The 24,251-nt window shown below is 72.6% G+C and carries 18 protein-coding genes; 13 read left to right on the forward strand and 5 right to left on the reverse strand.

The features are described 5' to 3' along the window. Positions 1 to 29 precede the first annotated feature (29 nt). Positions 30 to 1,235: a trypsin-like serine peptidase gene (locus CYQ11_RS23500; RefSeq protein ID WP_099202306.1), complete on the reverse strand. Its 1,206-nt coding sequence runs from the start codon at positions 1,233 to 1,235 to the stop codon at positions 30 to 32. A gap of 262 nt (positions 1,236 to 1,497) precedes the next feature. Between CYQ11_RS23500 and CYQ11_RS23505 the strand changes: the two genes are divergently transcribed. The 4 genes from CYQ11_RS23505 to CYQ11_RS23520 all read left to right on the forward strand — a co-directional run bounded on the left by CYQ11_RS23505 (position 1,498) and on the right by CYQ11_RS23520 (position 7,790). After that, positions 1,498 to 2,964 carry a diaminobutyrate--2-oxoglutarate transaminase family protein gene (locus CYQ11_RS23505; RefSeq protein WP_099202308.1) on the forward strand — a complete coding sequence of 489 codons (1,467 nt, stop codon included), beginning with the start codon at positions 1,498 to 1,500 and terminating at the stop codon, positions 2,962 to 2,964. A 19-nt stretch (positions 2,965 to 2,983) separates the two neighbouring features. Beyond that, positions 2,984 to 4,912, forward strand: a complete 1,929-nt coding sequence (locus CYQ11_RS23510; RefSeq protein WP_099202310.1) for an IucA/IucC family protein — start codon at positions 2,984 to 2,986, stop codon at positions 4,910 to 4,912. Between the two features lie 3 nt (positions 4,913 to 4,915). Further along, a complete protein-coding gene (locus tag CYQ11_RS23515; protein ID WP_099202312.1) occupies positions 4,916 to 5,716 on the forward strand; it encodes a GNAT family N-acetyltransferase in 801 nt (266 codons plus the stop codon). 94 nt (positions 5,717 to 5,810) lie between these two features. Further along, positions 5,811 to 7,790 carry an ATP-dependent DNA helicase gene (locus tag CYQ11_RS23520; RefSeq protein ID WP_099202314.1) on the forward strand — a complete coding sequence of 660 codons (1,980 nt, stop codon included), beginning with the start codon at positions 5,811 to 5,813 and terminating at the stop codon, positions 7,788 to 7,790. Positions 7,791 to 7,974: 184 nt separating this feature from the next. Here CYQ11_RS23520 and lexA read toward each other — a convergent pair whose 3' ends face one another. Then, positions 7,975 to 8,760, reverse strand: coding sequence for a transcriptional repressor LexA (lexA, locus tag CYQ11_RS23525; RefSeq protein WP_099202316.1), 786 nt, complete (start codon positions 8,758 to 8,760; stop codon positions 7,975 to 7,977). A 613-nt stretch (positions 8,761 to 9,373) separates the two neighbouring features. On the opposite strand from lexA, the gene nrdR reads away from it, so the two are divergent. From nrdR to CYQ11_RS23540, 3 genes are all read left to right on the forward strand, one after another. After that, on the forward strand, positions 9,374 to 9,910 hold the full coding sequence (gene nrdR, locus CYQ11_RS23530; protein ID WP_099202318.1) for a transcriptional regulator NrdR: 537 nt from the start codon (positions 9,374 to 9,376) through the stop codon (positions 9,908 to 9,910). A gap of 113 nt (positions 9,911 to 10,023) precedes the next feature. After that, complete coding sequence (locus tag CYQ11_RS23535; protein WP_099202320.1) at positions 10,024 to 12,894, forward strand: vitamin B12-dependent ribonucleotide reductase; 2,871 nt, start codon at positions 10,024 to 10,026, stop codon at positions 12,892 to 12,894. Between the two features lie 364 nt (positions 12,895 to 13,258). Then, positions 13,259 to 13,864 carry a YdbC family protein gene (locus tag CYQ11_RS23540; RefSeq protein ID WP_099197499.1) on the forward strand — a complete coding sequence of 202 codons (606 nt, stop codon included), beginning with the start codon at positions 13,259 to 13,261 and terminating at the stop codon, positions 13,862 to 13,864. 94 nt (positions 13,865 to 13,958) lie between these two features. Here the strand turns inward: CYQ11_RS23540 and CYQ11_RS23545 are convergent, their stop codons facing one another. Continuing rightward, on the reverse strand, positions 13,959 to 14,603 hold the full coding sequence (locus CYQ11_RS23545; protein ID WP_099197497.1) for a TetR/AcrR family transcriptional regulator: 645 nt from the start codon (positions 14,601 to 14,603) through the stop codon (positions 13,959 to 13,961). 108 nt (positions 14,604 to 14,711) lie between these two features. On the opposite strand from CYQ11_RS23545, the gene abc-f reads away from it, so the two are divergent. The 5 genes from abc-f to CYQ11_RS23570 all read left to right on the forward strand — a co-directional run bounded on the left by abc-f (position 14,712) and on the right by CYQ11_RS23570 (position 19,362). Then, the gene (gene abc-f, locus CYQ11_RS23550) at positions 14,712 to 16,358 is read left to right on the forward strand and encodes a ribosomal protection-like ABC-F family protein (protein ID WP_099202322.1); all 1,647 of its coding nucleotides are present in this window, start codon (positions 14,712 to 14,714) and stop codon (positions 16,356 to 16,358) included. 9 nt (positions 16,359 to 16,367) lie between these two features. After that, positions 16,368 to 17,027, forward strand: coding sequence for a histidine phosphatase family protein (locus tag CYQ11_RS23555; RefSeq protein ID WP_099202323.1), 660 nt, complete (start codon positions 16,368 to 16,370; stop codon positions 17,025 to 17,027). 11 nt (positions 17,028 to 17,038) lie between these two features. Then, entirely contained in the window at positions 17,039 to 17,932 is an 894-nt protein-coding gene (locus CYQ11_RS23560) for an ADP-ribosylglycohydrolase family protein (protein WP_099202324.1), read from the forward strand. A 66-nt stretch (positions 17,933 to 17,998) separates the two neighbouring features. Next, a complete protein-coding gene (locus CYQ11_RS23565) occupies positions 17,999 to 18,700 on the forward strand; it encodes a ribonuclease HII (protein WP_099202326.1) in 702 nt (233 codons plus the stop codon). Between the two features lie 59 nt (positions 18,701 to 18,759). Then, positions 18,760 to 19,362 (forward strand): hypothetical protein, encoded by a 603-nt coding sequence (locus CYQ11_RS23570; RefSeq protein ID WP_099202328.1) that lies wholly within the window; start codon positions 18,760 to 18,762, stop codon positions 19,360 to 19,362. Between the two features lie 99 nt (positions 19,363 to 19,461). On the opposite strand, the gene CYQ11_RS23575 is transcribed toward CYQ11_RS23570, so the two are convergent. Next, positions 19,462 to 20,040, reverse strand: coding sequence for a hypothetical protein (locus CYQ11_RS23575; RefSeq protein ID WP_099202330.1), 579 nt, complete (start codon positions 20,038 to 20,040; stop codon positions 19,462 to 19,464). Positions 20,041 to 20,260: 220 nt separating this feature from the next. Then, positions 20,261 to 22,426, reverse strand: a complete 2,166-nt coding sequence (locus CYQ11_RS23580; RefSeq protein ID WP_099202332.1) for a RecQ family ATP-dependent DNA helicase — start codon at positions 22,424 to 22,426, stop codon at positions 20,261 to 20,263. A gap of 184 nt (positions 22,427 to 22,610) precedes the next feature. Here CYQ11_RS23580 and CYQ11_RS23585 point away from each other — a divergent pair, with 184 nt between their 5' ends. Beyond that, the gene (locus tag CYQ11_RS23585) at positions 22,611 to 24,134 is read left to right on the forward strand and encodes a DUF4192 domain-containing protein (protein ID WP_099202334.1); all 1,524 of its coding nucleotides are present in this window, start codon (positions 22,611 to 22,613) and stop codon (positions 24,132 to 24,134) included. The last annotated feature ends 117 nt before the right edge of the window (positions 24,135 to 24,251 follow it).

Raw genomic sequence — 24,251 nt, forward strand, 5'->3', positions numbered from 1 at the left:
GACCGGGGAGTGTGCCGGGCGTTCCCGGTCTAGCGCTTGCCGGCGAACTTCTGGCTGATGGCGTCGTAGACGCCCTTCGCCTCGGGGCCCAGACGCGGGCCCGCGAGCCAGGTGCTGTTGGACGGGCCGATCGAGGTGTTGGAGACCAGCACCGCCTTGCCGTCCGCGCCCCGGGCGAACCAGCCGCCGCCGGAGGAACCGCCGGTCATGGTGCAGCCGATGCGGTACATCGTCGGCTGCGAGGGCTCGATGGTCAGCCGGCCCGGCTTGTCCTGGCAGTCGTACATCTTCTGCCCGTCGAAGGGCGGTGCCGCCGGGTAGCCCCAGGCGCCCATGTTCGCGATCGACTGCACCTTCGGGGTGCTGAAGTCCACGGTGAGGGCGTTGCCGACCGTCTCCTCCAGGGACTTGCCGGTGCCGCTCTCGCTCCGCACGTGCAGCACGGAGAAGTCGTAGGGCGCGCCGGCGCCGCCGGTCTCTGCGCCCTGCGTGATCCACTGCGCGGAGGTCTGCGCCCAGTCGGCCCACCACACGCCGTAGGGGGCGACGTCCTGTACGGGGGCGCTGTTGAGCTGCGAGGCGGGCAGGCCCTTGTCGTTGTAGGACGGCACGAAGGCGATGTTGCGGTACCAGCCGCCGCTCCTGCCGGCGTGCACGCAGTGGCCGGCGGTCCACACCATGTTGGACTTGCCGGGGTGTGCCGGGTCCTTGACGACCGTCGCCGAGCAGACCATGTGGCCCTCGGGTCCGTCGAAGAAGACCTTGCCCACCGGGGCCGCGTTGTCGTGGTACGGCAGGGTGACCGCCTTGGCCTGCACCGGGCGGGGCACGGGGTCGGTGGCGCCCTGGTCGCTGGTGCCGCTGCCCGGGAGGGCGCCGGGGGCGCCCTGGGTGGCGAGGGTCTTGTCGCTGGAGCGCGCGTCCTTCATGTCCCCGGGCTTCCAGTGGCCCTCGATGATGGGGTTGATGAAGTCGCGGGCCTCACGCAGCCACTGCTCCTTGTCCCAGTTCTTCCAGGCCCCGTCCTTCCACTTCTGCTTCCACTTGTCCAGGTCCTTGGCGGAGATCCCCTTCGGCAGGCTGGGGAAGTCGTCGCCCTTCTGACCGGCGGACGCGCTGGCCTTGGTGTCGCTCCCCGCCGCCTTGTCGTCGGTGGGCCCACACGCGGTGGCGGTCAGCGCCAGCGCTGCGGCGACGGCGGCCGCGGCGAGGACCGACCTGCGGTTCGATGGCATGGAGTGGACTCCCCCTATTTTCTGTACGCGTTGAGCACGGAATGCCCGCTGTGTGCGCGGAAATGTTGTGAACTTGTCATGCACCGTTCCGGCGCGGGCCAGGGCCACACTATGCCGGTGCCGGGGGAGACGGACGCGCACGGGTCCCCGGTTCCGGTTCGAAGGATCTTGCGCGCGGGCCGTGATCCACGGCTCGCGGCGTCGTTGGTACGTACGGGGGACAGCCGACCAGCGTTCAGCAGCAGGAGGAGGACCCACAGCCGTGGCCTTGAGCAAGCGACCGCCGACGGCGCCGTGCGGGGCGTCGCCGACGACCCACGAGGGCATCCTGCGCAGGCAGGCCTCCCGCGAGTCCGCGGCCCGGACGTACGCCCGCTCGTTGCCCATCGTGCCGGTGCGCGCGCGGGGCATGACGATCGAGGGCGCCGACGGGCGCCGCTACCTCGACTGCCTCTCCGGCGCGGGCACGCTGGCGCTCGGCCACAACCACCCCGTGGTGCTGGAGGCCATCCGCTCCGTGCTCGACTCCGGCGCCCCGCTGCACGTCCTCGACCTGGCCACCCCGGTGAAGGACGCCTTCACCAGCGAACTGTTCGCCACCCTCCCCGCCGGGCTGGCCGCCTCGGCCCGCGTCCAGTTCTGCGGACCCGCCGGCACCGACGCGGTCGAGGCCGCGCTCAAGCTCGTGCGGACCGCGACCGGCCGCGACGGGCTGCTGGCCTTCTCGGGGGCGTACCACGGCATGACGGCCGGCGCGCTCGCCGTCTCCGGCCGGGCGCCCAGCGTGCGGGTGGCCCGCCTGCCGTTCCCCCAGGACTACCGCTGCCCCTTCGGAGTCGGCGGCGACGAGGGCGCACACCTGGCGGCCCGCTGGACCGAGAGCCTGCTGGACGACCCCGCGAGCGGCGTCCGGCCCCCCGCGGGCATGATCGTCGAACCGGTGCAGGGCGAGGGCGGGGTGCTGCCGGCGCCCGACAGCTGGCTGCGCCGCATGCGCGACCTCACCGCCGCCCGCGGCATCCCCCTGATCGCCGACGAGGTCCAGACCGGAGTGGGGCGCACCGGAGCGTTCTGGGCCGTCGAGCACAGCGGCGTCGTGCCCGACGTGATGGTCCTGTCCAAGGCCATCGGCGGCAGCCTGCCCCTCGCCGTCGTCGTCTACCGCGACTCCCTCGACGTCTGGCAGCCCGGCGACCACGCGGGCACCTTCCGCGGCAACCAGCTCGCCATGGCCGCCGGCACCGCGACGCTCCGTCATGTGAGGGAGAACGGCCTGTCCCAGCGCGCCGCAGCGCTCGGGGAGCGCATGCTCGCACGCCTGCGCCCGCTGGTGGCGGAGCACGACTGCGTCGGTGACGTGCGCGGCCGGGGACTGATGATGGGCGTCGAGATCGTCGACCCGGAGGGCGCCGCCCACGCCGCCCCGTGGCCGGGCGCGGAGCCCGGCCCCGGCCGCGCCACCGCGCGCGTACCGCTGCCGGCCGGTCCCGCGCTGGCCACCGCCGTGCAGCAGGAGTGCCTGCGCCGCGGACTCATCGTCGAACTGGGCGGCCGGCACGACTGCGTCGTCCGGCTGCTGCCGCCCCTGACCATCACCGACGAACAGGCGGAGGCGGTCCTCGAGCGGCTCTCCGACGCCATCGCCACGGTCTCCCGCACAGGCCACCGGATCCCGACCCCCAGATCCCCGAAGGAGGCAGGCGCCGCAGCCCCGGCGGGAACGCCCTGACCTGCACGCCGCACACCGCATGAGCGCAACCCCCCACACCGGTGCCTCCGCCGCCGGCCGGCCACCGGCCGCCGCGGTGCCCCACCAGAACGGCCACGCCGGGACCGCGGGCCCCGGCCCGTACGCTGGTGCCGAGCCGCTGGACCACCCCGACCCGCGCGCCGCCGCGGACGCCGCGGCCGTGGAGAACCTGTTGCGCTGCTGGGTGCGGGAGAACAACATCACCCGCCCCCACGGCGACATCCTCTACCTCCCCCTCAACGCGAGCGGCACCCCGCTGAGCGTCCGCGTCCACTACTGGTCCGCCACCGGCTGGCACCGCTTCGGCGCCGTCACCCTCACCGGCGGCCCCGACGACGCGCCCGCCTTCGACGCCGTCACCCTCGCGGCCCTCCTCGGCCACGAGGCCGCGCACCGCGCGGCCCTGCTGGGCCGGCCCCCCACGTGGGACGGCGCCGACCTGGCCGGCCGGGTCGCCGACTCCACGCGCCGCACGGCGGACTTCCTCCGGGCCCGGCGCGCCCACCCCGCCGACCCGGACGCCGGTGAACTCTTCCTGTACGGCGAGCAGTCCCTCCTCCTCGGGCACCCCCTCCACCCCGCGCCCAAGAGCCGCGAAGGGCTCTCCGATGCCGAAGCCCACGCCTTCTCCCCGGAGTCGCGCGGCCGCTTCCCGCTGCACTGGCTCGCCGTCCACCGTTCCGTGCTGGCCGCGGACTCCGCCTGGACCGAGCGCGGCCGCGCCATCGACGCCCCCACCCTGGCCGCCCGCCTCGCCGGGCCGGAGCTCAAGATCCCGGCCGACAGCGTCATCCTGCCCCTGCACCCCTGGCAGGCGCACGACCTCCACCACCGGCCCGCCGTGACCGCCCTGTTCGACGCCGGCCTGCTCCAAGACCTCGGTCCGCACGGAGACCCCTGGTACCCCACCTCATCGGTCCGTACGGTGCACCGGCCCGGCGCGCCCACCATGCTCAAGCTCTCCCTGGGCCTGCGCATCACCAACTCCCGCCGGGAGAACCTCCGCAAGGAACTGCACCGCGGCCTCGAGGTGCACCGCCTGCTGCGCAGCGGCCTGGCCGAGCGCTGGCGGTCGGCCTGCGGGAGCGGACTGGGCTTCGACATCGTCCGCGACCCGGCCTGGCTCGCGGTCGACGCGCCCGACGGCACCCCGCTGCCCGGTGTCGACGCCGTCATCCGGCACAACCCCTTCGGCCCCGGCGACGACGCCGTGTGCCTCGCCGGTCTCGTCTCCCCGCGCCCCTGGCCCGGCAGGCGGACCCCCGCCGGGCAGCCGGCCACGTACTCGCGCCTCGCCGACACGGTGGCCCGGCTGGCCTACCGCACCGGGCGGCCCGCCGGCGCGGTGGCGACGGAATGGTTCCTGCGCTATCTGGACGCGGTCGTACGGCCCGTCCTCTGGCTCGACGGCGAGGCGGGCATCGCCCTGGAGGCCCACCAGCAGAACACGCTCGTGCTCCTGGACCCCGAAGGCTGGCCGGTCGGCGGGCGCTACCGCGACAACCAGGGCTACTACTTCCGCGAGTCGCACCGCGCCGCGCTCGACGGCCAGCTTCCGGGGATCGGCGAGGAGAGCGACACCTTCGTGGCCGACGAGGTCGCCGACGAGCGGTTCGGTTACTACCTGGGCGTCAACAACATCCTCGGCCTGATCGGCGCGTTCGGCTCCCAGCACCTGGCCGACGAACAGGTCCTGCTGGCCGCGCTGCGCCGCTTCCTCAAGGAGACCGCGGCCTCCGGCGCCGGCCGGACGGACGACCGGGGGACCGGCTCGTCCCTGCCGGAACGTTTGCTCGACATGCCGACCCTGCGCTGCAAGGCCAACATGCTGACGAGGCTGCGGGGCCTCGACGAACTGGTCGGCCCGGTGGACACCCAGTCGGTCTACGTCGACATCGCCAACCCCCTCTTTACTGCGGCCGGGTGAGCGATGAGCACCGAGAGGGACGACAGCCTGCTGCTTCCGCCCGTCGATGCCGGGACGCCCGGGGGGCACGGTGGCGCGGCCCCGTTCACTGCGGGCGGCGTCGGGGGGTACGCATCCGCCCGTCCCGACGGCGTCGACGACTTCACGGACACCGTCGACCTGCGGCCGCTGGCCGAGGAGTTCGCCGAGCTCCTCGCCCACGAACACCACGCCCCCACCCTCGGCCCCGGCGACACCGGTCTCCTCGACGACCTGGCGTCCTGGGGCCCGGTGGCCACTCCCGTCGGCCCCTTCCAGCTCGTACCGGTCCGCATCGAACGCGACCTGCCGCTCGTCACCCGGTGGATGAACGATCCGGCGGTGGCGGCGTTCTGGAACCTGTCGGGCCCCGACGCCACCGCCGGTCACCTCCGCGCCCAGCTGGAGGGGGACGGACGGAGCGTCCCGTGCCTGGGCGTGCTCGGCGGGGTCCCCATGAGCTACTGGGAGGTCTACCGCGCCGACCTCGACCCCATCGCCCGGTACTACCCCTCACGGCCGCACGACACCGGCATCCACCTCGTCATCGGCAAGGTCGCCGACCGGGGCCGCGGTCTCGGCACGCACCTGCTGCGCACCGTGGCCGACCTCGTCCTGGACCGCCGCCCCTCCTGCGACCGGGTGATCGCGGAGCCCGATCTGCGCAATACGCCGTGCCTCGCCGCCTTCCTCGGCGCCGGGTTCCGGCTCACCGGTGAGGTGGAGCTGCCGGACAAGCTCGCGGCGCTGATAGTGCGGGACCGTTGCCTGAGGTGGGCGCTGTAGGGCGGATCCGTGCCCGCGGCGGGGTCGGTCCGTTCACGCGGCGTGGCCGATCACGGCCCACGATGTCAGTGCCGCACCGTAGGCTGAAAGAGCTATGACTGCCACCTCCTCGCCCTCCCTCACCGACCTGCTGCACGCGGCGGTCACCGCCGTCGGCGGCACCGAGCGCCCCGGCCAGGTCGCCATGGCCGAAGCCGTCGCCGCGGCCATCGACGACGGCTCCCACCTGCTCGTGCAGGCGGGCACCGGCACCGGCAAGTCGCTCGGTTACCTCGTGCCCGCGCTCGCGCACGGCGAGCGGGTGGTCGTCGCGACCGCGACGCTCGCGCTCCAGCGCCAGCTCGTCGAGCGCGACCTGCCCCGGACGGTCGACGCACTGCACCCGCAGCTGCGCCGCCGCCCGGAGTTCGCCATGCTCAAGGGCCGTTCCAATTACCTGTGCCTGCACCGGCTGCACGAGGGAGTGCCGCAGGAAGAGGAGGAGGGGCTCTTCGACCCCTTCGAGGCGGCGGCGCCGAGCAGCAAGCTCGGCAAGGACCTGCTGCGTCTGCGCGACTGGTCGGACGAGACCGAGACCGGTGACCGCGACGACCTGACCCCGGGTGTCTCCGACCGTGCCTGGGCCCAGGTCTCGGTCACGTCGCGCGAGTGCCTGGGTGCCTCCAAATGTGCCTACGGCGCCGAGTGCTTCGCCGAGGCCGCCCGGGAGCGGGCCAAGCTCGCCGACGTCGTCGTCACCAACCACGCGCTGCTGGCCATCGACGCCATCGAGGGCGCGCCGGTGCTGCCCGGCCATGAGGTCCTGATCGTCGACGAGGCCCACGAGCTGGTCTCCCGCGTGACCGGCGTCGCCACGGGCGAGCTCACGCCCGGCCAGGTCAACCGTGCCGTGCGGCGGGCCGCGAAGCTCGTCGACGAGAAGGCGGCGGACGCCCTCCAGACCGCCGCCGAGAGCTTCGAGCGGCTGATGGAGCTGGCCCTGCCCGGCCGGCTGGAGAAGATTCCCGAGGACCTGGGCTACTGCCTGATGACCCTCCGCGACGCCGCGCGCACGGTCATCAGCGCCCTCGGCAACACCCGCGACAAGTCGGTCCAGGACGAGGACGCCGTCCGCAAGCAGGCTCTGGCGTCCGTGGAGAACATCCACGCGGTTGCCGAGCGCATCGTGGAGGGCTCCGAATACGACGTGGTCTGGTACGAGCGCCACGACCGCTTCGGCGCCTCGCTGCGGGTCGCGCCCCTGTCGGTCTCCGGGCTGCTCAGGGAGAAGCTCTTCAACGAGCGTTCGGTGGTCCTCACCTCGGCCACGCTCAAGCTCGGCGGTGACTTCAACGGCGTCGGCGCTTCGCTGGGCCTGGCACCTGAGGGCGTCGCGGGGGACGACGTCCCCCAGTGGAAGGGTGTCGACGTCGGCTCGCCGTTCGACTATCCCAAACAGGGCATCCTCTACGTGGCCCAGCACCTCGCCCAGCCGGGCCGTGAGGGCACCCGGTCCGACATGCTGGCCGAGCTGGCCGAGCTGGTGGAGGCCGCCGGCGGTCGTACGCTCGGGCTGTTCTCCTCGATGCGGGCGGCGCAGGCGGCGGCCGAGGAACTGCGGGAGCGGCTGGACGTGCCGATCCTGCTCCAGGGCGAGGAGACGCTGGGAGAGCTGATCCGGACCTTCGCCGCCGACGCCCGTACGTGTCTCTTCGGCACGCTGTCGCTGTGGCAGGGCGTGGACGTTCCGGGGCCCAGTTGCCAGTTGGTGGTGATGGACCGGGTGCCCTTCCCCCGCCCGGACGATCCGCTGATGAGCGCCCGGCAGCGGGCCGTGGAGGAGGGCGGCGGCAACGGCTTCATGGCCGTCGCCGCGACGCATGCCGCCCTGCTGATGGCCCAGGGCGCGGGCCGGCTGGTCCGCGCGTCGGGGGACCGGGGCGTGGTCGCCGTGCTGGACCCGCGGCTGGCGAAGGCGCGCTACGGCTCGTTCCTGCGGGCCTCGATGCCCGACTTCTGGTACACCACGGACCGTAACCAGGTGCGGCGCTCCCTGGCCGCCATCGACGGCGCGGCGAAGGCGGACGGCCGCTAGCGGGCTCCGAACCACCACCGCCTCCCGACCGCCGCGAGCGGCCTGTGAGCGGTGTGCGAGCGGTCGGGGCGAGCAGGCCCATGGGTCTTGCTCGCCTCAGCGGCAGAAGACTCGTCTCAGCGACAGAAGACGGGCCCCGGAACCGGCGCAGTGGTTCCGGGGCCCGGCCTTTCGGCGCGTTCTGTCATACGCGCCGGAGCACCGCGACGACCTTGCCGAGGATGGTCGCCTCGTCGCCGGGAATCGGCTGGTAGGCGGCGTTGTGCGGGAGCAGCCAGACGTGGCCGTCCTCGCGCTTGAAGCGCTTGACCGTGGCCTCGCCGTCCAGCATGGCGGCCACGATGTCGCCGTTCTCGGCGACGGGCTGGCGGCGGACCGTGACCCAGTCACCGTCGCAGATCGCGGCCTCGATCATGGAATCGCCGACGACCTTCAGGACGAAGAGCTCGCCGTCGCCCACCAGTTGGCGGGGGAGGGGGAAGACGTCCTCGACGGACTCCTCGGCCAGGATCGGGCCACCGGCGGCGATCCGGCCGACCAGGGGCACGTACGAGGCGGCGGGCTTGCCGGTGGTGTCGGTCGGCTGGGTGCTCGGCTGGTCGGAGCCGCGCACCTCATAGGCGCGCGGACGGTGCGGGTCCCGGCGCAGGAAGCCCTTGCGCTCCAGGGCCATGAGCTGGTGGGCGACGGAGGACGTGCTGGACAGGCCCACCGCCTGGCCGATCTCGCGCATGGATGGTGGGTAGCCGCGGCGCTGGACGGAGTCCCGGATGACCTCGATCACTCGGCGCTGCCGGTCCGTGAGACCGGAGCTGTCGGCCCGGATCCCCGGCGGGCGTCCCGGGAGCGAGCGGGCCGGCTTCTGCCCCTCGGCGTTCATGGCTGCGTCGTTCATCGGGTGTGCTTGGTCGAGTCGGTTCTGGGAGCGGTCCTGGGCGGTGATGGTGGCGCTGTCTGCGGTGGTGGTCACGTCGGCCCCTCTCGAAATGTTCTCCCTAGCTGGACAACGGTAGTTGCTTTCGAAAGGTTGCGCCAAACACACGTTCGAGTGAAATATCGGGGATCGGCTGACTTGATCAGATCGAAGGGTGTACGGGCGAAGATCAATTCGCCCCATTACGGTACTCTTCGGTGCGAAGTCGCCCCGAAGTCGTCTCACTGTCGGTAGCGCGCACCGCGAGCTTCGCGGCCCTCCGCGCCCCGGTGGTCCGGCGGTCCGCCGACGGACCGCGCGAGCCTGCCGGAGGTGGTCGGAACGAATGGTTCCGGCCGTCGTGCGGCGGTGCGGCGCTCTGCCGTCCAGTGTGACACCCGAGGCGGGCGAGCCCGCCCCAGGGGCGGCCTCCAAGGGGTCGTGTCCTGCTTCCGCGGTGCGACACGCGACACGGACGGTTCGCCATCCGGCACCAGATCTAGTGGTTTGATGGCGGGAGCTACCCACAAGTTGTGGTCGAAGGTCCCTCCCGGTCATTCGTGGTCGCGACCATCGCCTATGCTGGGGGCTGCTCGGCGAGGCTCCTTCCCAGGGGCCCCCGATGCCGGAGATCGTGCACAGTTTTCGAGGGTGAGGAGGGTGGAGAGCCATGCACTGCCCCTTCTGCAGGCACCCCGACAGCCGGGTCGTCGACAGCCGGACCACCGACGACGGCTGCTCGATCCGCAGACGCCGCCAGTGCCCCGACTGCTCCCGCCGGTTCACCACCGTGGAGACGGCGTCACTGATGGTGATCAAGCGGAGCGGGGTCACCGAGCCGTTCAGCCGGAACAAGGTCATCTCTGGCGTGCGCAAGGCGTGCCAGGGGCGCCCGGTCACGGAGGACGCCCTGGCCCTGCTCGGTCAGCGGGTCGAGGAGGCGGTGCGCGCCACGGGCAGCGCGGAGCTCTCCACCCACGACGTCGGGCTCGCCATACTCGGGCCGCTCAAGGACCTCGACCTCGTCGCCTATCTCCGGTTCGCGTCCGTGTACCAGGCGTTCGACTCGCTTGAGGACTTCGAGGCCGCTGTCGCCGAGCTGCGCGCAGGACTGCGCCGGGCGGAGCGCGAGGCCGCGCCCACGACCGACGCCGACGGGTCCGACGAGGACTCCCAAGTCCCCGCGCCCGCCGTCGCCGCCGACTGAGCGGCGACCACCAGACCTACCCGGCGCGCTGAGCGCAGCCGGGTGACAGAACACATCGCGCCCCGGAAGAAAATAGGCGCATTAGGGCGTTTTGCCCGTATGAGGGAGGCGGCATGACCGAGACGACGAGCGGCTCTGCACGAGGTTCCCGCTCCAAGGGAAACAAGAGCGGCAAGGGTCTGCGCATCGAACGCATCCACACGACCCCGGGCGTGCACCCGTACGACGAGGTCGTCTGGGAGCGTCGTGACGTCGTCATGACCAACTGGCGCGACGGCTCGATCAACTTCGAGCAGCGCGGCGTGGAGTTCCCCGACTTCTGGTCGGTGAACGCGGTCAACATCGTCACGAGCAAGTACTTCCGTGGCGCCACCGGCTCCCCCGAGCGCGAGTCCAGCCTCCGCCAGCTGATCGACCGCGTCGTGCTGACCTACCGCAAGGCGGGCGAGGAGCACGGTTACTTCGCCTCCCCGGCCGACGCGGAGATCTTCGAGCACGAGCTGACCTACGCCCTGCTGCACCAGGTCTTCAGCTTCAACTCCCCGGTCTGGTTCAACGTCGGCACGAAGCAGCCCCAGCAGGTCTCTGCCTGCTTCATCCTCTCCGTCGACGACTCCATGGAGTCGATCCTCGACTGGTACAAGGAAGAGGGGATGATCTTCAAGGGCGGTTCCGGCGCCGGTCTCAACCTCTCCCGCATCCGCTCCTCCAAGGAGCTGCTCTCCTCGGGCGGCAACGCCTCCGGTCCGGTCTCGTTCATGCGCGGCGCCGACGCCTCCGCCGGAACGATCAAGTCGGGCGGTGCCACCCGCCGCGCCGCCAAGATGGTCGTCCTCGACGTCGACCACCCCGACGTCGAGGCCTTCATCGAGACCAAGGTGAAGGAAGAGGAGAAGGTCCGCGCCCTGCGCGACGCCGGCTTCGACATGGACCTGGGCGGCGAGGACATCACCTCCGTCCAGTACCAGAACGCCAACAACTCCGTCCGCGTCAACGACGAGTTCATGAAGGCCGTCGAGACCGGCTCGAAGTTCGGGCTGCGCGCCCGGATGACCGGCGAGGTCATCGAGGAGATCGACGCCAAGGGCCTCTTCCGCAAGATGGCCGAGGCCGCTTGGGCCTGCGCCGACCCCGGCATCCAGTACGACGACACGATCAACCACTGGCACACCTCGCCGGAGTCGGGCCGGATCACCGCGTCCAACCCGTGCAGCGAGTACATGCACCTGGACAACTCCTCGTGCAACCTCGCCTCCCTCAACCTCATGAAGTTCCTCCGCGACGACGACAAGGGCAACCAGTCGTTCGACGCCGAGCGTTTCGCGAAGGTCGTCGAGCTGGTCATCACGGCGATGGACATCTCCATCTGCTTCGCCGACTTCCCGACCGAGAAGATCGGTGAGACCACCCGCGCCTTCCGCCAGCTGGGCATCGGCTACGCCAACCTCGGCGCCCTGCTGATGGCCACCGGTCACGCCTACGACAGCGACGGCGGCCGCGCGCTCGCCGGTGCCATCACCTCGCTGATGACCGGTACCTCCTACAAGCGCTCCGCCGAGCTGGCCGCGGTCGTCGGCCCGTACGACGGCTACGCCCGCAACGCCGACGCCCACAAGCGCGTCATGAAGCAGCACTCCGACGCCAACACCGCCGCCAAGCGCATGGACGACCTGGACACCCCGGTCTGGGCCGCGGCGACGGAGGCGTGGCAGGACGTCCTCCGCCTCGGCGAGAAGGACGGTTTCCGCAACGCCCAGGCGTCGGTGCTGGCCCCCACCGGCACCATCGGCCTGATGATGGACTGCGACACCACGGGCGTCGAGCCGGACCTGGCCCTGGTCAAGTTCAAGAAGCTCGTCGGCGGCGGCTCCATGCAGATCGTGAACAACACGGTCCCCAAGGCGCTCAAGCGCCTCGGTTACCAGCCGGAGCAGGTCGAGGCGGTCGTCGCCCACATCGCCGAGCACGGCAACGTGATCGACGCCCCGGGCCTGAAGGCCGAGCACTACGAGGTCTTCGACTGCGCCATGGGTGAGCGCGCGATCTCCGCCATGGGCCACGTGCGCATGATGGCCGCCGCTCAGCCCTTCCTGTCCGGCGCGATCTCCAAGACGGTGAACCTGCCCGAGTCGGCCACCGTCGAGGAGGTCGAGGAGGTCTACTTCGAGGGCTGGAAGCTGGGCCTGAAGGCGCTCGCGATCTACCGCGACAACTGCAAGGTCGGCCAGCCGCTCTCCGCCAAGAAGAAGGAGGAGACCAAGGCCGTCGCCGAGGCCCCCGCCGCGGCGGAGAAGGTCGTCGAGTACCGCCCCGTCCGCAAGCGCCTGCCCAAGGGCCGCCCGGGTATCACCACCTCCTTCACCGTCGGTGGCGCCGAGGGCTACATGACGGCCAACTCCTACCCGGACGACGGCCTGGGTGAGGTCTTCCTCAAGATGTCCAAGCAGGGGTCGACCCTCGCGGGCATGATGGACGCCTTCTCGATCGCCGTGTCGGTGGGTCTGCAGTACGGCGTGCCGCTGGAGACCTACGTCTCGAAGTTCACCAACATGCGCTTCGAGCCGGCCGGCATGACGGACGACCCGGACGTGCGGATGGCGCAGTCGATCGTCGACTACATCTTCCGCCGTCTGGCGCTGGACTTCCTGCCCTTCGAGACGCGTTCGGCGCTCGGCATCCACTCCGCGGAGGAGCGCCAGCGTCACCTGGACACCGGCTCCTACGAGGCGGCCGACGACGAGATGGACGTCGAGGGTCTGGCCCAGTCCGCCCCGCGTCACGTCGAGCCCGCCAAGCCCGAGGTCCCGGCCCAGCCGGCGGCGGCTCCGGCCCCCAAGCAGGTGCACAACTCCACCGAGCTGGTCGAGATGCAGTTGGGCCTGAACGCCGACGCCCCTCTGTGCTTCTCCTGCGGCACGAAGATGCGCCGCGCGGGCAGCTGCTACCTCTGCGAGGGCTGCGGCTCGACGAGCGGGTGCAGCTGACGCCCCGGGTGACGTGCCGGTGAGTGCTCCTTCCTGAGAGCGCCGTGACCGGGAAGAGGGTGCCGACCTGTGGTCGGCACCCTCTTCGTCGTTCTGTATGCGCACCCGCGCTCACCGTTCGTCTCCCGGGCGGTGGTCCAGCGGGCGGAGCCGGGCCTACGGCGGACGCTGGTGGGACCGGAGCTGTCAGCGGTGCGTCCGCGGCGGTTCGGCCGAGTGTCGTGAGGTTCCGGCGGAGGAGTTGACGCAGGTGCTCTCCCGGGACTTCGCCGTCGAGTCGAACGACGAGGAGAGGGCGGCTCCCGCCCGGGTGTACTCCACGGGTACGTGATGCGCGCCACTCCGGGAGCCGTACGATGGCCCGGTGCTGGTCAAGTGGATTCGCTGCACCGTGGTGGACCGCCGGGGGTTCGAGCGGGGGCAGCGGAAGTGGGCGGGGTTGCTCGGGGAGCCGGGCTTCCGGGGGCAGGGCGGCGGCTGGAGCCGGGCACGCCCTGACGTGGTGCACCTCTTCGGCTTCTGGGAGAGCCGGGCCTTCTACGACTCCTTCATGGCGCGTTCCCACGACCGGCTTGCCGCCGCGCAGTCCGGCACGTACAAGGACATCCAGGTCCGGCTCTTCGAGCACCGCTTCGACGTGAAGGTCGGATTCCAGCCACAGTTCACCGACGCCGACGTCGTGCGTTTCGCGCACTGTCGGGTCCGGGAGGACAGGGTGGAGCACTTCGTGCTCATGCAGGAGAAGGTGTGGAACCCCGCGATGGCCGGCTCTCCCGGCATGCTGCGCGGTGTCTTCGGGGAGGCTCCCGGCCAGGAGTTCCTGGTGCTGTCGATGTGGAACTCCGTGGCCGAGCACGGCAAGTACCGCACGGACCGGGTGGAGCGTCTGGGCCTGCGCGCGCAGACCGAGGCCGATGTGGCGGCCATCGGGGGAGACGTCATCGCGATAGAGCCGTCCTGGACGGTGTGAGACCCGGGGCCTGGCACGTCGTCGCGGGCGCGGCCCGGAGCCCTGGACGTGTCCGCCTCCTAGGTGGTCCTGGCCTGGACGCTCGCCCGGTTGCCTAGGCCGGCGGCGCGTAGACGCCCGCGCGGACAGCGGCGAGCACGGCGTCGGCGGCCTGGTCGGCGATGTCCGCGTCGATGGGCTCGCGCGTGATGAACAGCCGGAGGAACAGCGGCGCGGAGACGGCGCGGGCCACGGCGCCGCTGTCGGTGCCGGCGGGGGCCTCGCCGCGCTCCACCGCCCTGGCGGCGAGCGGCGCGCAGCGCGCGAAGCGCTCGGAGTAGAAGCGGTGCAGGGCGTCGGCGGCCCGGGGTGACTGGAACGCGGCCGCGATGAAGGCGGTGGGAGCGGCGGCGTTCGCGGGGTCGCCGAAGGCATCCACCACTTCCCGGGCGAGGGCCCGCAGATCCCCCTGGAGGCTGCCCGTGTCGGGCGGTGTCCAGCTGTCCTCCCCGGCGAAGTCCAAGGCGTCCGTCACCAGTCCTTCGACGCCTCCCCAGCGCCGGTAGAGCGTGGTCTTGTGCACGCCCGAGTGCTCTGCGACGTACTCGACGGTCAGGCCGGGGTAGCCGTGTTCGACCAGGCCGGCGAGGACGGCGTCGCGCACGGCGGCGCGGGTGCGGGCGGTCCGGCCGCCGGGGCGGACCGTGCCCGGGCTGCCGGTGGAGGGGGCTTCCGAAGACAACTGCAACTCCAGTTGCATTAGCTGGGTGGGTCGTGTCATGCTGAGCGTAATGCAACTTCGATCGCATTTGGCGCTTCGCCGCCTCGGCTCGCCTGTTCGCCCGCGTGTCCATGGAGGTCGCCCCGCATGCCCACCCAGCTCTCCCTGAACGACGTGTCCGTCTCCCGGGGCGACCGGCTGCTCCTCGACGGCGTCTCCCTCTCGGTGCGGCCGGGCGAACGGATCGGCATCGTCGGCGAGAACGGTGCCGGGAAGTCCACCCTGCTCAAGCTGCTGGCCGGCATGGAGCTCCCCGACGACGGCCGTGTCGTCGCCGTCGCCCACGGCGGCATCGGCTATCTGCGCCAGACCCCCGGGCTCTCCCCGGACCACACGGTCGCCGACGCGATCGACGCGGCCCTCGCGGAGCTGCGGGCCATGGAGCAACGGCTGCGCACGCTGGAGGCCGGCCTCGGCGCGTCGGGCCCCGAAGCGCTCGCCGCGTACGGGGAGCTGCTGACCGCCTACGAGGCTCGTGGCGGCTATGAGGCCGACGCCCGCGTCGACAAGGCCCTCCACGGCCTGGGGCTCGCCCACATGGCGCGCGACCGGCCGCTGGGTGGGTTGTCGGGCGGCGAACAGGCCCGGCTCGGCCTGGCGTGCCTCGTCGCGGCGGCGCCCGAGGTCATGCTCCTCGACGAACCGACCAACCATCTGGACGGGGCCGCCCTGCACTGGCTGGAGGAGACCCTGAGGGCCCACCCCGGCACGGTCCTCGCCGTCTCCCACGACCGGCTCTTCCTCCGGCGCGTGGCCACGGCCGTCGTCGAGGTCGACGCCGACCGCCGGACGCTGGTCCGCTACGGCGGGGGCTACGAGGGCTTCGTCGCCGAGCGGGCCGCCGCCCGCCGCCGCTGGGAACAGGCCTACGAACGCTGGTGCGCCGAGACCGAGGCGCTGGCCGAGACGGCCTCGACCACGGCCCGGAGCGTCGCACAGGGGCGTCCCATGAAGGACGGCAACAAGATGGCGTACGACCGGGACAAGGGCCGCGTCCAGTCCTCCGTCTCCAGCCGCGTGCGCAACGCGCGCGAGCGGCTGCGCAGGCTCCAGGAGGAGCCCGTGCCGCGGCCGCCGGAGCCCCTCCGCTTCGCCGCGCGGCCGGGTACGGGCACGGCCGCGGGGACCCTCGTCTCCCTGGAGAACGTGCGGGTGGGCGAGCGGCTCGCGGTGGACGCCCTGTCGGTCCGGGCGGGCGAGCGGCTGCTGGTCCACGGTGCCAACGGCGCGGGCAAGTCCACTCTGCTGCGCCTGATGGCCGGCGTGACGACGCCCGACGAAGGGATCGTCTCCCGGCGGGGACGCATCGGCTACCTCGCCCAGGAGATACCCGTGAACCGGCCGGCGGAGCGGCTGCTCGACGCCTTCCGCAGGGGACTGCCGGGAACGCCCGAGGAACAGCGCGCCCTGCTGCTGTCGTACGGCCTCTTCCGCGAGCGCGATCTCCATGTGCCCGTCGGCTCGCTCTCGGCCGGGCAGCGCCGTCGCCTGGGACTCGCCCGGCTGCTGGCCCGGCCCGCTGACCTGCTGTTGCTCGACGAGCCGGCCAACCACCTCGCCCTCGGCCTGGTCGAGCAGCTGGAGGACGCCCTGGCCGCATGGGCGGGCGCCCTCGTGATCGTCTCCCACGACCGTGCGCTCCGCGGCCGCTTCACCGGGCGGCAGTGTGAGATACGCGCAGGCCGGGCGGTGGCCGGCCAGGAGTACGAGGCGGCCGGCACCCGATCGATCTAGGGTGGCTGCATGGCACGCCCCCGGCGCATCGTCCTCCTCCGGCACGGAGAGTCGGAAGGCAATGTGGACGACACGGTCTACGAGAGGGAGCCGGACCATGCCCTGGCCCTGACGGACGCCGGCCGCAAACAGGTCGAGAAGGCCGGCGCCTACCTCCGCGAGTTGTTCGAAGGCGAACGGGTCTCCGTCTATGTCTCGCCCTACCGGCGCACCCACCAGACCTTCCACGGCCTCAAGCTCGATCCGACCCGCGTCCGGGTCCGGGAGGAACCGCGGCTGCGCGAGCAGGACTGGGGAAACTGGCAGGACCGCGAGGACGTGCGCCGCCAGAAGGTCTACCGGGACGCCTACGGACACTTCTTCTACCGCTTCGCCCAGGGCGAGTCCGGCGCCGACGTCTACGACCGGGTGGGATCCTTCCTGGAGAGCCTGTGGCGCAGCTTCGAGGACCCCGACCACCCACCGAACGTCCTCCTGGTCACCCACGGCCTGACCATGCGGCTGTTCTGCATGAGATGGCTGCACTGGACCGTCGCCGAATTCGAGTGCCTGTCGAATCCCGGCAACGCCGAGATCCGCATGCTCCAGCTCGGGGCCGACGGCCGGTATCACCTTGACCGGCCATTCGAGCGCTGGTGCACACCTGAGTCGTACGGCTTCACCTATTAGAGTTCGCACCGATGAACGCTGACCGTTTCCACCGAGCCCTGGCGAGCCTGCGAGGGCTGGCCGTGGGTGACGCCCTCGGCTCCCAGTTCTTCGTCCCCGCCAACTATCCCGCGCTCAAGCGCCGCGAGCTGCCGCCCGCTCCCTGGCGCTGGACGGACGACACGGAGATGGCCTGCTCCGTGCTGGCCGTCCTCGCCGAACACGGGCGCATCGACCAGGACGCCCTCGCGCGCTCCTTCGCCGAGCGCCACGACTTCGACCGCGGGTACGGCCCGGCGGTGGGCCGCATGCTGCGCCTGATCAGGGAAGGCGGTGACTGGCGCGAGCTGGCGGCCGCGCTGTTCAAGGGGCAGGGCTCCTGGGGCAACGGCGCCGCCATGCGCATCGCCCCTCTGGGCGCCTGGTACGCGGACGACCCCGAGCAGGCCACCCACCAGGCCGAGATCTCCGCCTACACCACCCACCAGCACCGCGAGGCCGTGGCCGGGAGCATGGCCGTGGCCGCCGCCGCGGCCATCGCCGCCAGCCCCGCGCGAGCCGTCACCCCGGAAGAACTGCTCGACGGCGTGATCGCGCTCGTGCCGCGCAGCGCCGTGCAGGCCGGTCTGCGCCGCGCCCGCGACATGCTCGACTACGGCGACGCCACCACCGTCGCCGCCGTCCTGGGCTGTGGGCGCCGCACCAGCGCCCACGACACGGTGCCCTTCGCCCTGTGGGCCGCTGCACGCCACCTGGGCTCCTTCGAGGAGGCCTTCTGGACGACCGCGCGGGCGGGCGGCGACGTGGACACCACGTCCGCCATCGCCGGCGGAGTCGTGGCCGCCGCGGAACGAGGCGCTCCGCCCGAGAGCTGGCTCCGGCACACCGAGGCCCTGCCGGGGTGGCTCCCGGGGGTCGCGCGCTGATGGGACGGGCAGGAGTGGGGGCGGGGCGGGACAGGCCGGCGCGGGGGGCGTAACCTTACTGGCGCCATGCCCTACCAACCGCCTACCCACAGCGTCGAACGCTCCATCCGAGCGACGACGGGAGCCAAGATCGTCGCCGGTGTGGACGAGGTCGGCCGAGGCGCCTGGGCCGGCCCGGTCACGGTGTGCGCGGCCATCACCGGCCTGCGCCGTGCGCCGGACGGTCTCACCGACTCCAAGCTGCTGACTCCCAAGCGCCGCACCGCGCTCGCCGGGGAGCTGGAGGCGTGGGTCACCGCCTACGCCCTCGGCCACTCCTCTCCCGAGGAGATCGACGAGCTGGGCATGACGGCGGCGCTGCGGCTGGCCGCGACCCGCGCCCTGGAGGGACTGCCCGTCCGGCCCGACGCGGTGATCCTCGACGGCAAGCACGACTACCTCGGCGATCCGTGGAAGGTCCGTACGGTCATCAAGGGCGACCAGTCCTGCGTGGTGGTCGCCGCGGCCTCCGTGATCGCCAAGGTCCGGCGTGACGCGATGATGGCCGAACTCGGCGCCGACCACGCCGACTTCGGCTTCTGCGACAACGCCGGCTATCCCTCGCCGGTGCACCGTGCCGCCCTGGAGGAGCTGGGGCCCACGGCGCATCACCGGCTGTCCTGGGCCTACCTGGACGCGCTGCCGCGCTGGCAGCACCTCAAGCGAGCCCGGCTCACCCCCGACACCATGGCTTTGGAGGCAGGCGGTCAGCTCGGATTCGACTTCTGAGTGGCCCGAAATGCCACCCGCCGACGCGACTCGCACCGGCGTTTGATAAACATCAACTCATGCCTCTCATCCCCGAGGAGCCTCAGATTCACGAGAGTGTCCCGGGTCCCCGCGCTGTTGCAGCCACCGGCCGCACCGCGCCGACCCCTCGCCCTGTCCCTGGTCCCCGACCGGTCCCGACGCGCCCCGGCATCCCCGCTGCGCAACGCGGTCCGGTTCCGGCGGTTCCCTCCCCACGCGCCCCACAGGACGCCGCGGCGGGCACCCGGGCGGCCACCCCGCAGATCCAGCTGATCCCCGCCTCCCTGGAGGGTGCGCTGGACGCCGCGGACGAGGCCGTCGACCTGCTGCTCGACACCGGCCGGGCGCCCGCCGAGGTGCTGGTCCTCACCACCGGTGACCCGCACCCGTGGGCGGCGCACGAGCTGTCCTTCGGTGAGGCGTCCTACTGGGCGCAGCAGGACGCCGGAGACGACGTGTTCTACGCGGCTGCCGACGCCGACCGGCTGTCGCCCCGTCCCGTGGTGGTCGTCGCCGTCAACGGCGGCACCGACGAGCTGGTGGCGCGTGCGCTGCCGGCGGCGATGAACCGGGCGGGTGCGCTGCTGATCGTCTGCGGCGACCCGCAGCGCGTCAACGGCCTTCTGTCCACGGGCGTCTGACGTCCTCACAGGCATCGGATGCGTCCCTGGACGCGTCCGGGTGAGCCGTCGGTGCGGCCCGCGCGCCCTGTCCGGCGGCCGCCGCGTCCTACGCCCGGGTCACCGGGCGGCAGTGTGCCGGAGCGCCGCGGGCGCGCCGCCGCCGGAGCCGGCGGGGGCCGCCCGGCGGGCCTCCGCGCGCGGCTGACGCCCGCTCCGGCCCTCGCCGAGGACCTGCCATCCGGCCCGGGTGAGAATGACGTACGCGCCGCAGCGCAAACCGTGCAGGGTGCAGGCGTCGCGTAACGCCCACATCCAGGCGCCGTCCTCCTCCGTCCAACGGGGCTCGCCCTCGCGGCAGTAGAGGAGCACGGCCGTCCGGACGGGGGAGCGCAGCCGCAGATCGTGCGGGATGACCTGACGCAGCCGGGTGAGGAGCGCGTTCCGCAGTTCCCAGCCGTCGGCTTCGCCCGCGCGCCTGATGAAGGAGGCGCTCGCGGCGAGCCGTTCGTCCGGGTGCAGGACGGCGACGACCGCCGTGCTCGGGACCGGCAGGTGCCGGTCGTGCAGGCCGGTGACGACCTCGCGCGGATTGCGCAGCAGCGGTACGTCCGCTGCCGCCCACTCGTCGGGCGCCAGCAGCCTGCCCAGACGGGGAGCTGAGTCGGCGGGCAGGGGCGGAGCGAAGCCGAGGGCCATGGTTCTCCCTTCGTCTGAACGCCTGCGGCCGGCGGGAGGGTCAGGCAAGGGCGCACGCCACATGGGCGTCCCCGGTAAGCACCGGGAACGAATGGGCGTGGGGGATCCGTTGCAATTCTCGCGGTGCGGATGGTCGCGCGGCAACGAAGGGTTGGGGCCGGTGACCGGTATCCAGCGATCCGTAGCCCAAATTCCGCTTTGCCGCCCCCCGTTGGGCCCGCTACCCCTGGACGGCCAGGACCAGCGGGAAGACCTCCTTCGCCCCCGCCTTCCGAAGCAACCGCGCCGCGACGGCGAGTGTCCAGCCGGTGTCGGCGAGATCGTCCACGAGGAGCACGGGACCGCCGGCGGACGCCAGGGCGTCGGCCAGGCCCGGCGGTACGGTCAGGGCGCCGTCCAGCGCCCGCAGCCGCTGGGCGCTGTTGGTGCGCGGAATTCGAGTGTCCGTGTCCGTGTCCCGGTACTCGACCGTGCCCAGGAAGGGCATGCGACCGATCGTGGCGATGCGCTCGCCGAGCGAGCGGATCAGCACGGGCCGCGTCCGGGAGGCGAGGGTGACGACACCGACCGGGCGGCTCGGCGCGTCCGGCGCTCCGGAAGCCCAGCCACCGGCCCCCCGCGCCCAGTCGGCCAGCACCGTCACCACCGCGTCGGCGACATCGCTCGGAATCTCGGCGTCCGGTGCCTGGGGGGCCAGCAGGGGCCGCAGCCGGTTGCCCCAGCCGATGTCGGAGAGGCGCCCCAGCGCCCGCCCGGACGCGGCCTGCTCGCCCGCCGGGATGCGGCCCTTGAGGTCCACACCGACCGCGGGCATGCCCGTCGGCCACATCCGCCGCGGCTCCACCTCCACACCCGGCCGGCCCAGCTCGCCCCGCGACGCGTCCAGCGCGCCCGAGGAGACCTCCGCCGCGAACCGGGCCCCCGCGCAGTTGTCGCACCGGCCGCAGGGAGCCGCCTGCTCGTCGTCCAGCTGCCGCCGCAGGAACTCCATGCGGCACTCCGTCGTGGTGGCGTACTCCCGCATGGCCTGCTGTTCCGCCGCGCGCTGCCGCGCCACCCAGGCGTAGCGCTCCGCGTCGTACGACCAGGGGCGTCCCGTCGCGGTCCAGCCGCCGCGCACCCGGTGCACGGCGCCGTCCACGTCGAGGACCTTGAGCATGGTCTCCAGGCGGGAGCGCCTGAGCTCCACCTGGGGTTCCAGCGCGGGCAGGGAGAGCGGGCGGTCCGCGGCGGCCAGCACGTCGAGCGTGCGACGGACCTGGTCCTCCGGCGGAAAGGCGAGCGAGGCGAAGTACTGCCAGATCGCCTCGTCCTCGCGGCCCGGCAGCAGCAGTACCTCGGCGTGCTTCACCCCGCGCCCTGCCCGGCCCACCTGTTGGTAGTAGGCGATGGGGGAGGAGGGTGAACCCAGGTGGACCACGAAGCCGAGGTCGGGCTTGTCGAAGCCCATGCCGAGCGCGGAGGTGGCCACCAGGGCCTTGACGCGGTTGGCGAGCAGGTCCTCCTCGGCCTGCTGCCGGTCGGCGTTCTCCGTCTTGCCCGTGTAGGAGGCGACGGTGTGGCCCCGCCGGCGGAGGAACGCCGTCACCTCCTCGGCGGCGGCAACGGTCAGGGTGTAGATGATGCCGGAGCCGGGCAGCTCGTCGAGGTGGTCGGCGAGCCACGCCAGCCGGTGGGCGGCGTCCGGGAGCCGGAGGACGCCGAGGCTCAGGCTCTCCCGGTCCAGGGGCCCGCGCAGGACGAGCGCCTCCTCCGCCCCCTCGCCCGTGCCCAGCTGCTCGGCGACGTCGGCGGTGACCCGGGCGTTGGCCGTGGCGGTCGTGGCGAGCACGGGTACACCGGGCGGCAGGTCGGCCAGCATGGTGCGCAGCCGGCGGTAGTCGGGCCGGAAGTCGTGGCCCCAGTCGGAGATGCAGTGCGCCTCGTCGACGACCAGAAGCCCGGTGGCGGCGGCGAGCTTGGGCAGGACCTGATCGCGGAAGTCGGGGTTGTTGAGGCGTTCCGGCGAGACGAGCAACACGTCGACCTCGCCCGCCGCCACCTCGGCCTGGATGGTCTCCCACTCCTCGGTGTTGGAGGAGTTGATCGTGCGGGCGTGGATTCCCGCCCGCGCGGCCGCCTCGACCTGGTTGCGCATGAGCGCCAGGAGAGGGGAGACGATCACGGTCGGGCCGCTGCCCCGCTCGCGCAGCAGCGCCGTCGCGACGAAGTACACCGCGGACTTGCCCCAGCCCGTACGCTGCACGACCAGCGCCCGGCGACGGTCGGCGACGAGGGCCTCGATCGCGCGCCACTGGTCCTCGCGCAGTCTCGCCGTGCCCGTGCTGTCTCCGACAAGACGGGCGAGGACGGTGTCCGCCGAGGTGCGGAGGGCTTCGTTGGTCATGCCCCCATGCAACACGAGGGCACTGACAATGCGCGAAACGAGGTGGTCGCGGGGCGGCCGGCACGTGCGCCGCCCCTCGGGGAAACACGGCGTCGAGGGGTTGTCCACAGGAGTAGTACGACAATAATTCCGGGGTTATCCACAGGGCTGGCGGAGATCGCCGGGCCCGCGGGACTCTCGGGCCATGACGCAGCACAACGAATCGACGCAGCCGTCCGCCGTCTCACCCGCCACCTGGGAGTCCCGGCCCGAAACCCAGATCACCCTCCGCAGCCCCGCGGAACTCGCCGACGCGCTGCCCTATTTGATGGGTTTCCATCCGACCGACAGCGTCGTCCTCCTCGCACTCCACGGCGAGCGCGGTCGCTTCGGCGGGCGGCTCAGGCTCGGCATTCCGGCCAGCCGCGAGGAATGGCCCGAGGTCAGCGCGCAACTCGCCGAGACCCTCGTCGCGGGAAGCGGCACGCGGGGCACCCGGCCCGACGGGATCGTCCTGTTCCTGTGCCAGGACCCCACCGGGGAGGAGACCGGGCGGGAGGTGATGGAGCGCCTCCGCCCGTTCGCCCAGAGCCTGCGCCTCGCCTGCGGCGGGCTCGACGTTCCCGTCTACGAGGCCCTGTGCCTCTCCGGCGGCCGGTTCTGGTCCTACTGCTGCCCGGACGAGCGCTGCTGCTCGCCCGACGGCACGCCGCTGGCCCTCCCCGGCACGTCGGTCATGGCCGCGGCCGCCGCCTACGCCGGCATCCGGGTCAGGGGGACGCTCCGCGAGATGGAGAACAGGTACGCACCGCTGACCGGCGCGCGGGCCCAGGAGCAGGAGTCCGCGCTGGACGCGGCCGCCTCCGACCTCGTGCCGCGCCTCCTGACCGGGGTGAACGTGGAGACCGTGCGGCAGGAGACGCTGGATCTCGCCCGACTGGTGGTCGCGCGGTTCCACGAGACGCCACCGCCCGCCGTCCAGGCGGACGCCGACGCGATGGACGACACCCTGCTCGCCTGCGACGAGGCGGCGGCCATCATCCTCGGGCTCCAGGACCGCACCACCCGCGACCACGCCGCCGAGTGGATGGAGGGCCCCCAGGCCCCGGCGACGCTGCGCGTCTGGCGTGCCCTCGCCCGGCGCTGCGTGCCGCCCTATACGGAGCACGCCGCCGCGCCCCTGACCCTCGCGGGGTGGGTCGCCTGGTCGACCGGTGACCAGCCGGAGGCCCGCGTCGCCCTGAGCCAGGCCCTGACCGCGGACTCCGAGTACCTCTTCGCCCAGCTCCTGCACCGCGCCTGCAACGAAGGCATGGACCCCGAGCTGCTGCGGCGCTGCCTGCGCCGCGAGCACGCGGGCCGTGCGGTACAGGACACCCCGCGAGTCGAGGAGGACCGTGCGGCCGGCACGGACCGCACCGAGGATCCGCTCGTGCCGGACGCGGCCGTGGGCACGCGGGCCGCGCCGGGCCGCGAGGACACCGGCGCCCCCGAAGCCGCCGCGGACCGGGGAGCGACCGCCGGGCCCGGTGTCGCGCCCGGAACGGACGCCGGGCGGACCGTCGGCGGCTGCCCGGAGACGACGGAGCGCGCGCCCGCCGAGTCCGTCGGACGGCGCCCCCGGGTCGCCGGGAGCCGCCCGTCCGGCCCCGCCGGGGCGAACGGGCCGGCGGGCAGGTCCCGGACGCGGCGGCGCCCTGGGCCGCGCGGGGTGCGGGGCCGGCAATGACCTGCCGCCGGGGGGCCCACCGTGACCTCCGCGGGCCTCGCGCCGTTCACCTGAGTGGCCCGCAATCGTTGGCGGTCGTCCCGGTCCGTGACGCCCACAGGGAGCGCAGACAAGTGC

This window comes from Streptomyces cinnamoneus, assembly GCF_002939475.1.
Classification (GTDB): Bacteria; Actinomycetota; Actinomycetes; order Streptomycetales; family Streptomycetaceae; genus Streptomyces; species Streptomyces cinnamoneus_A.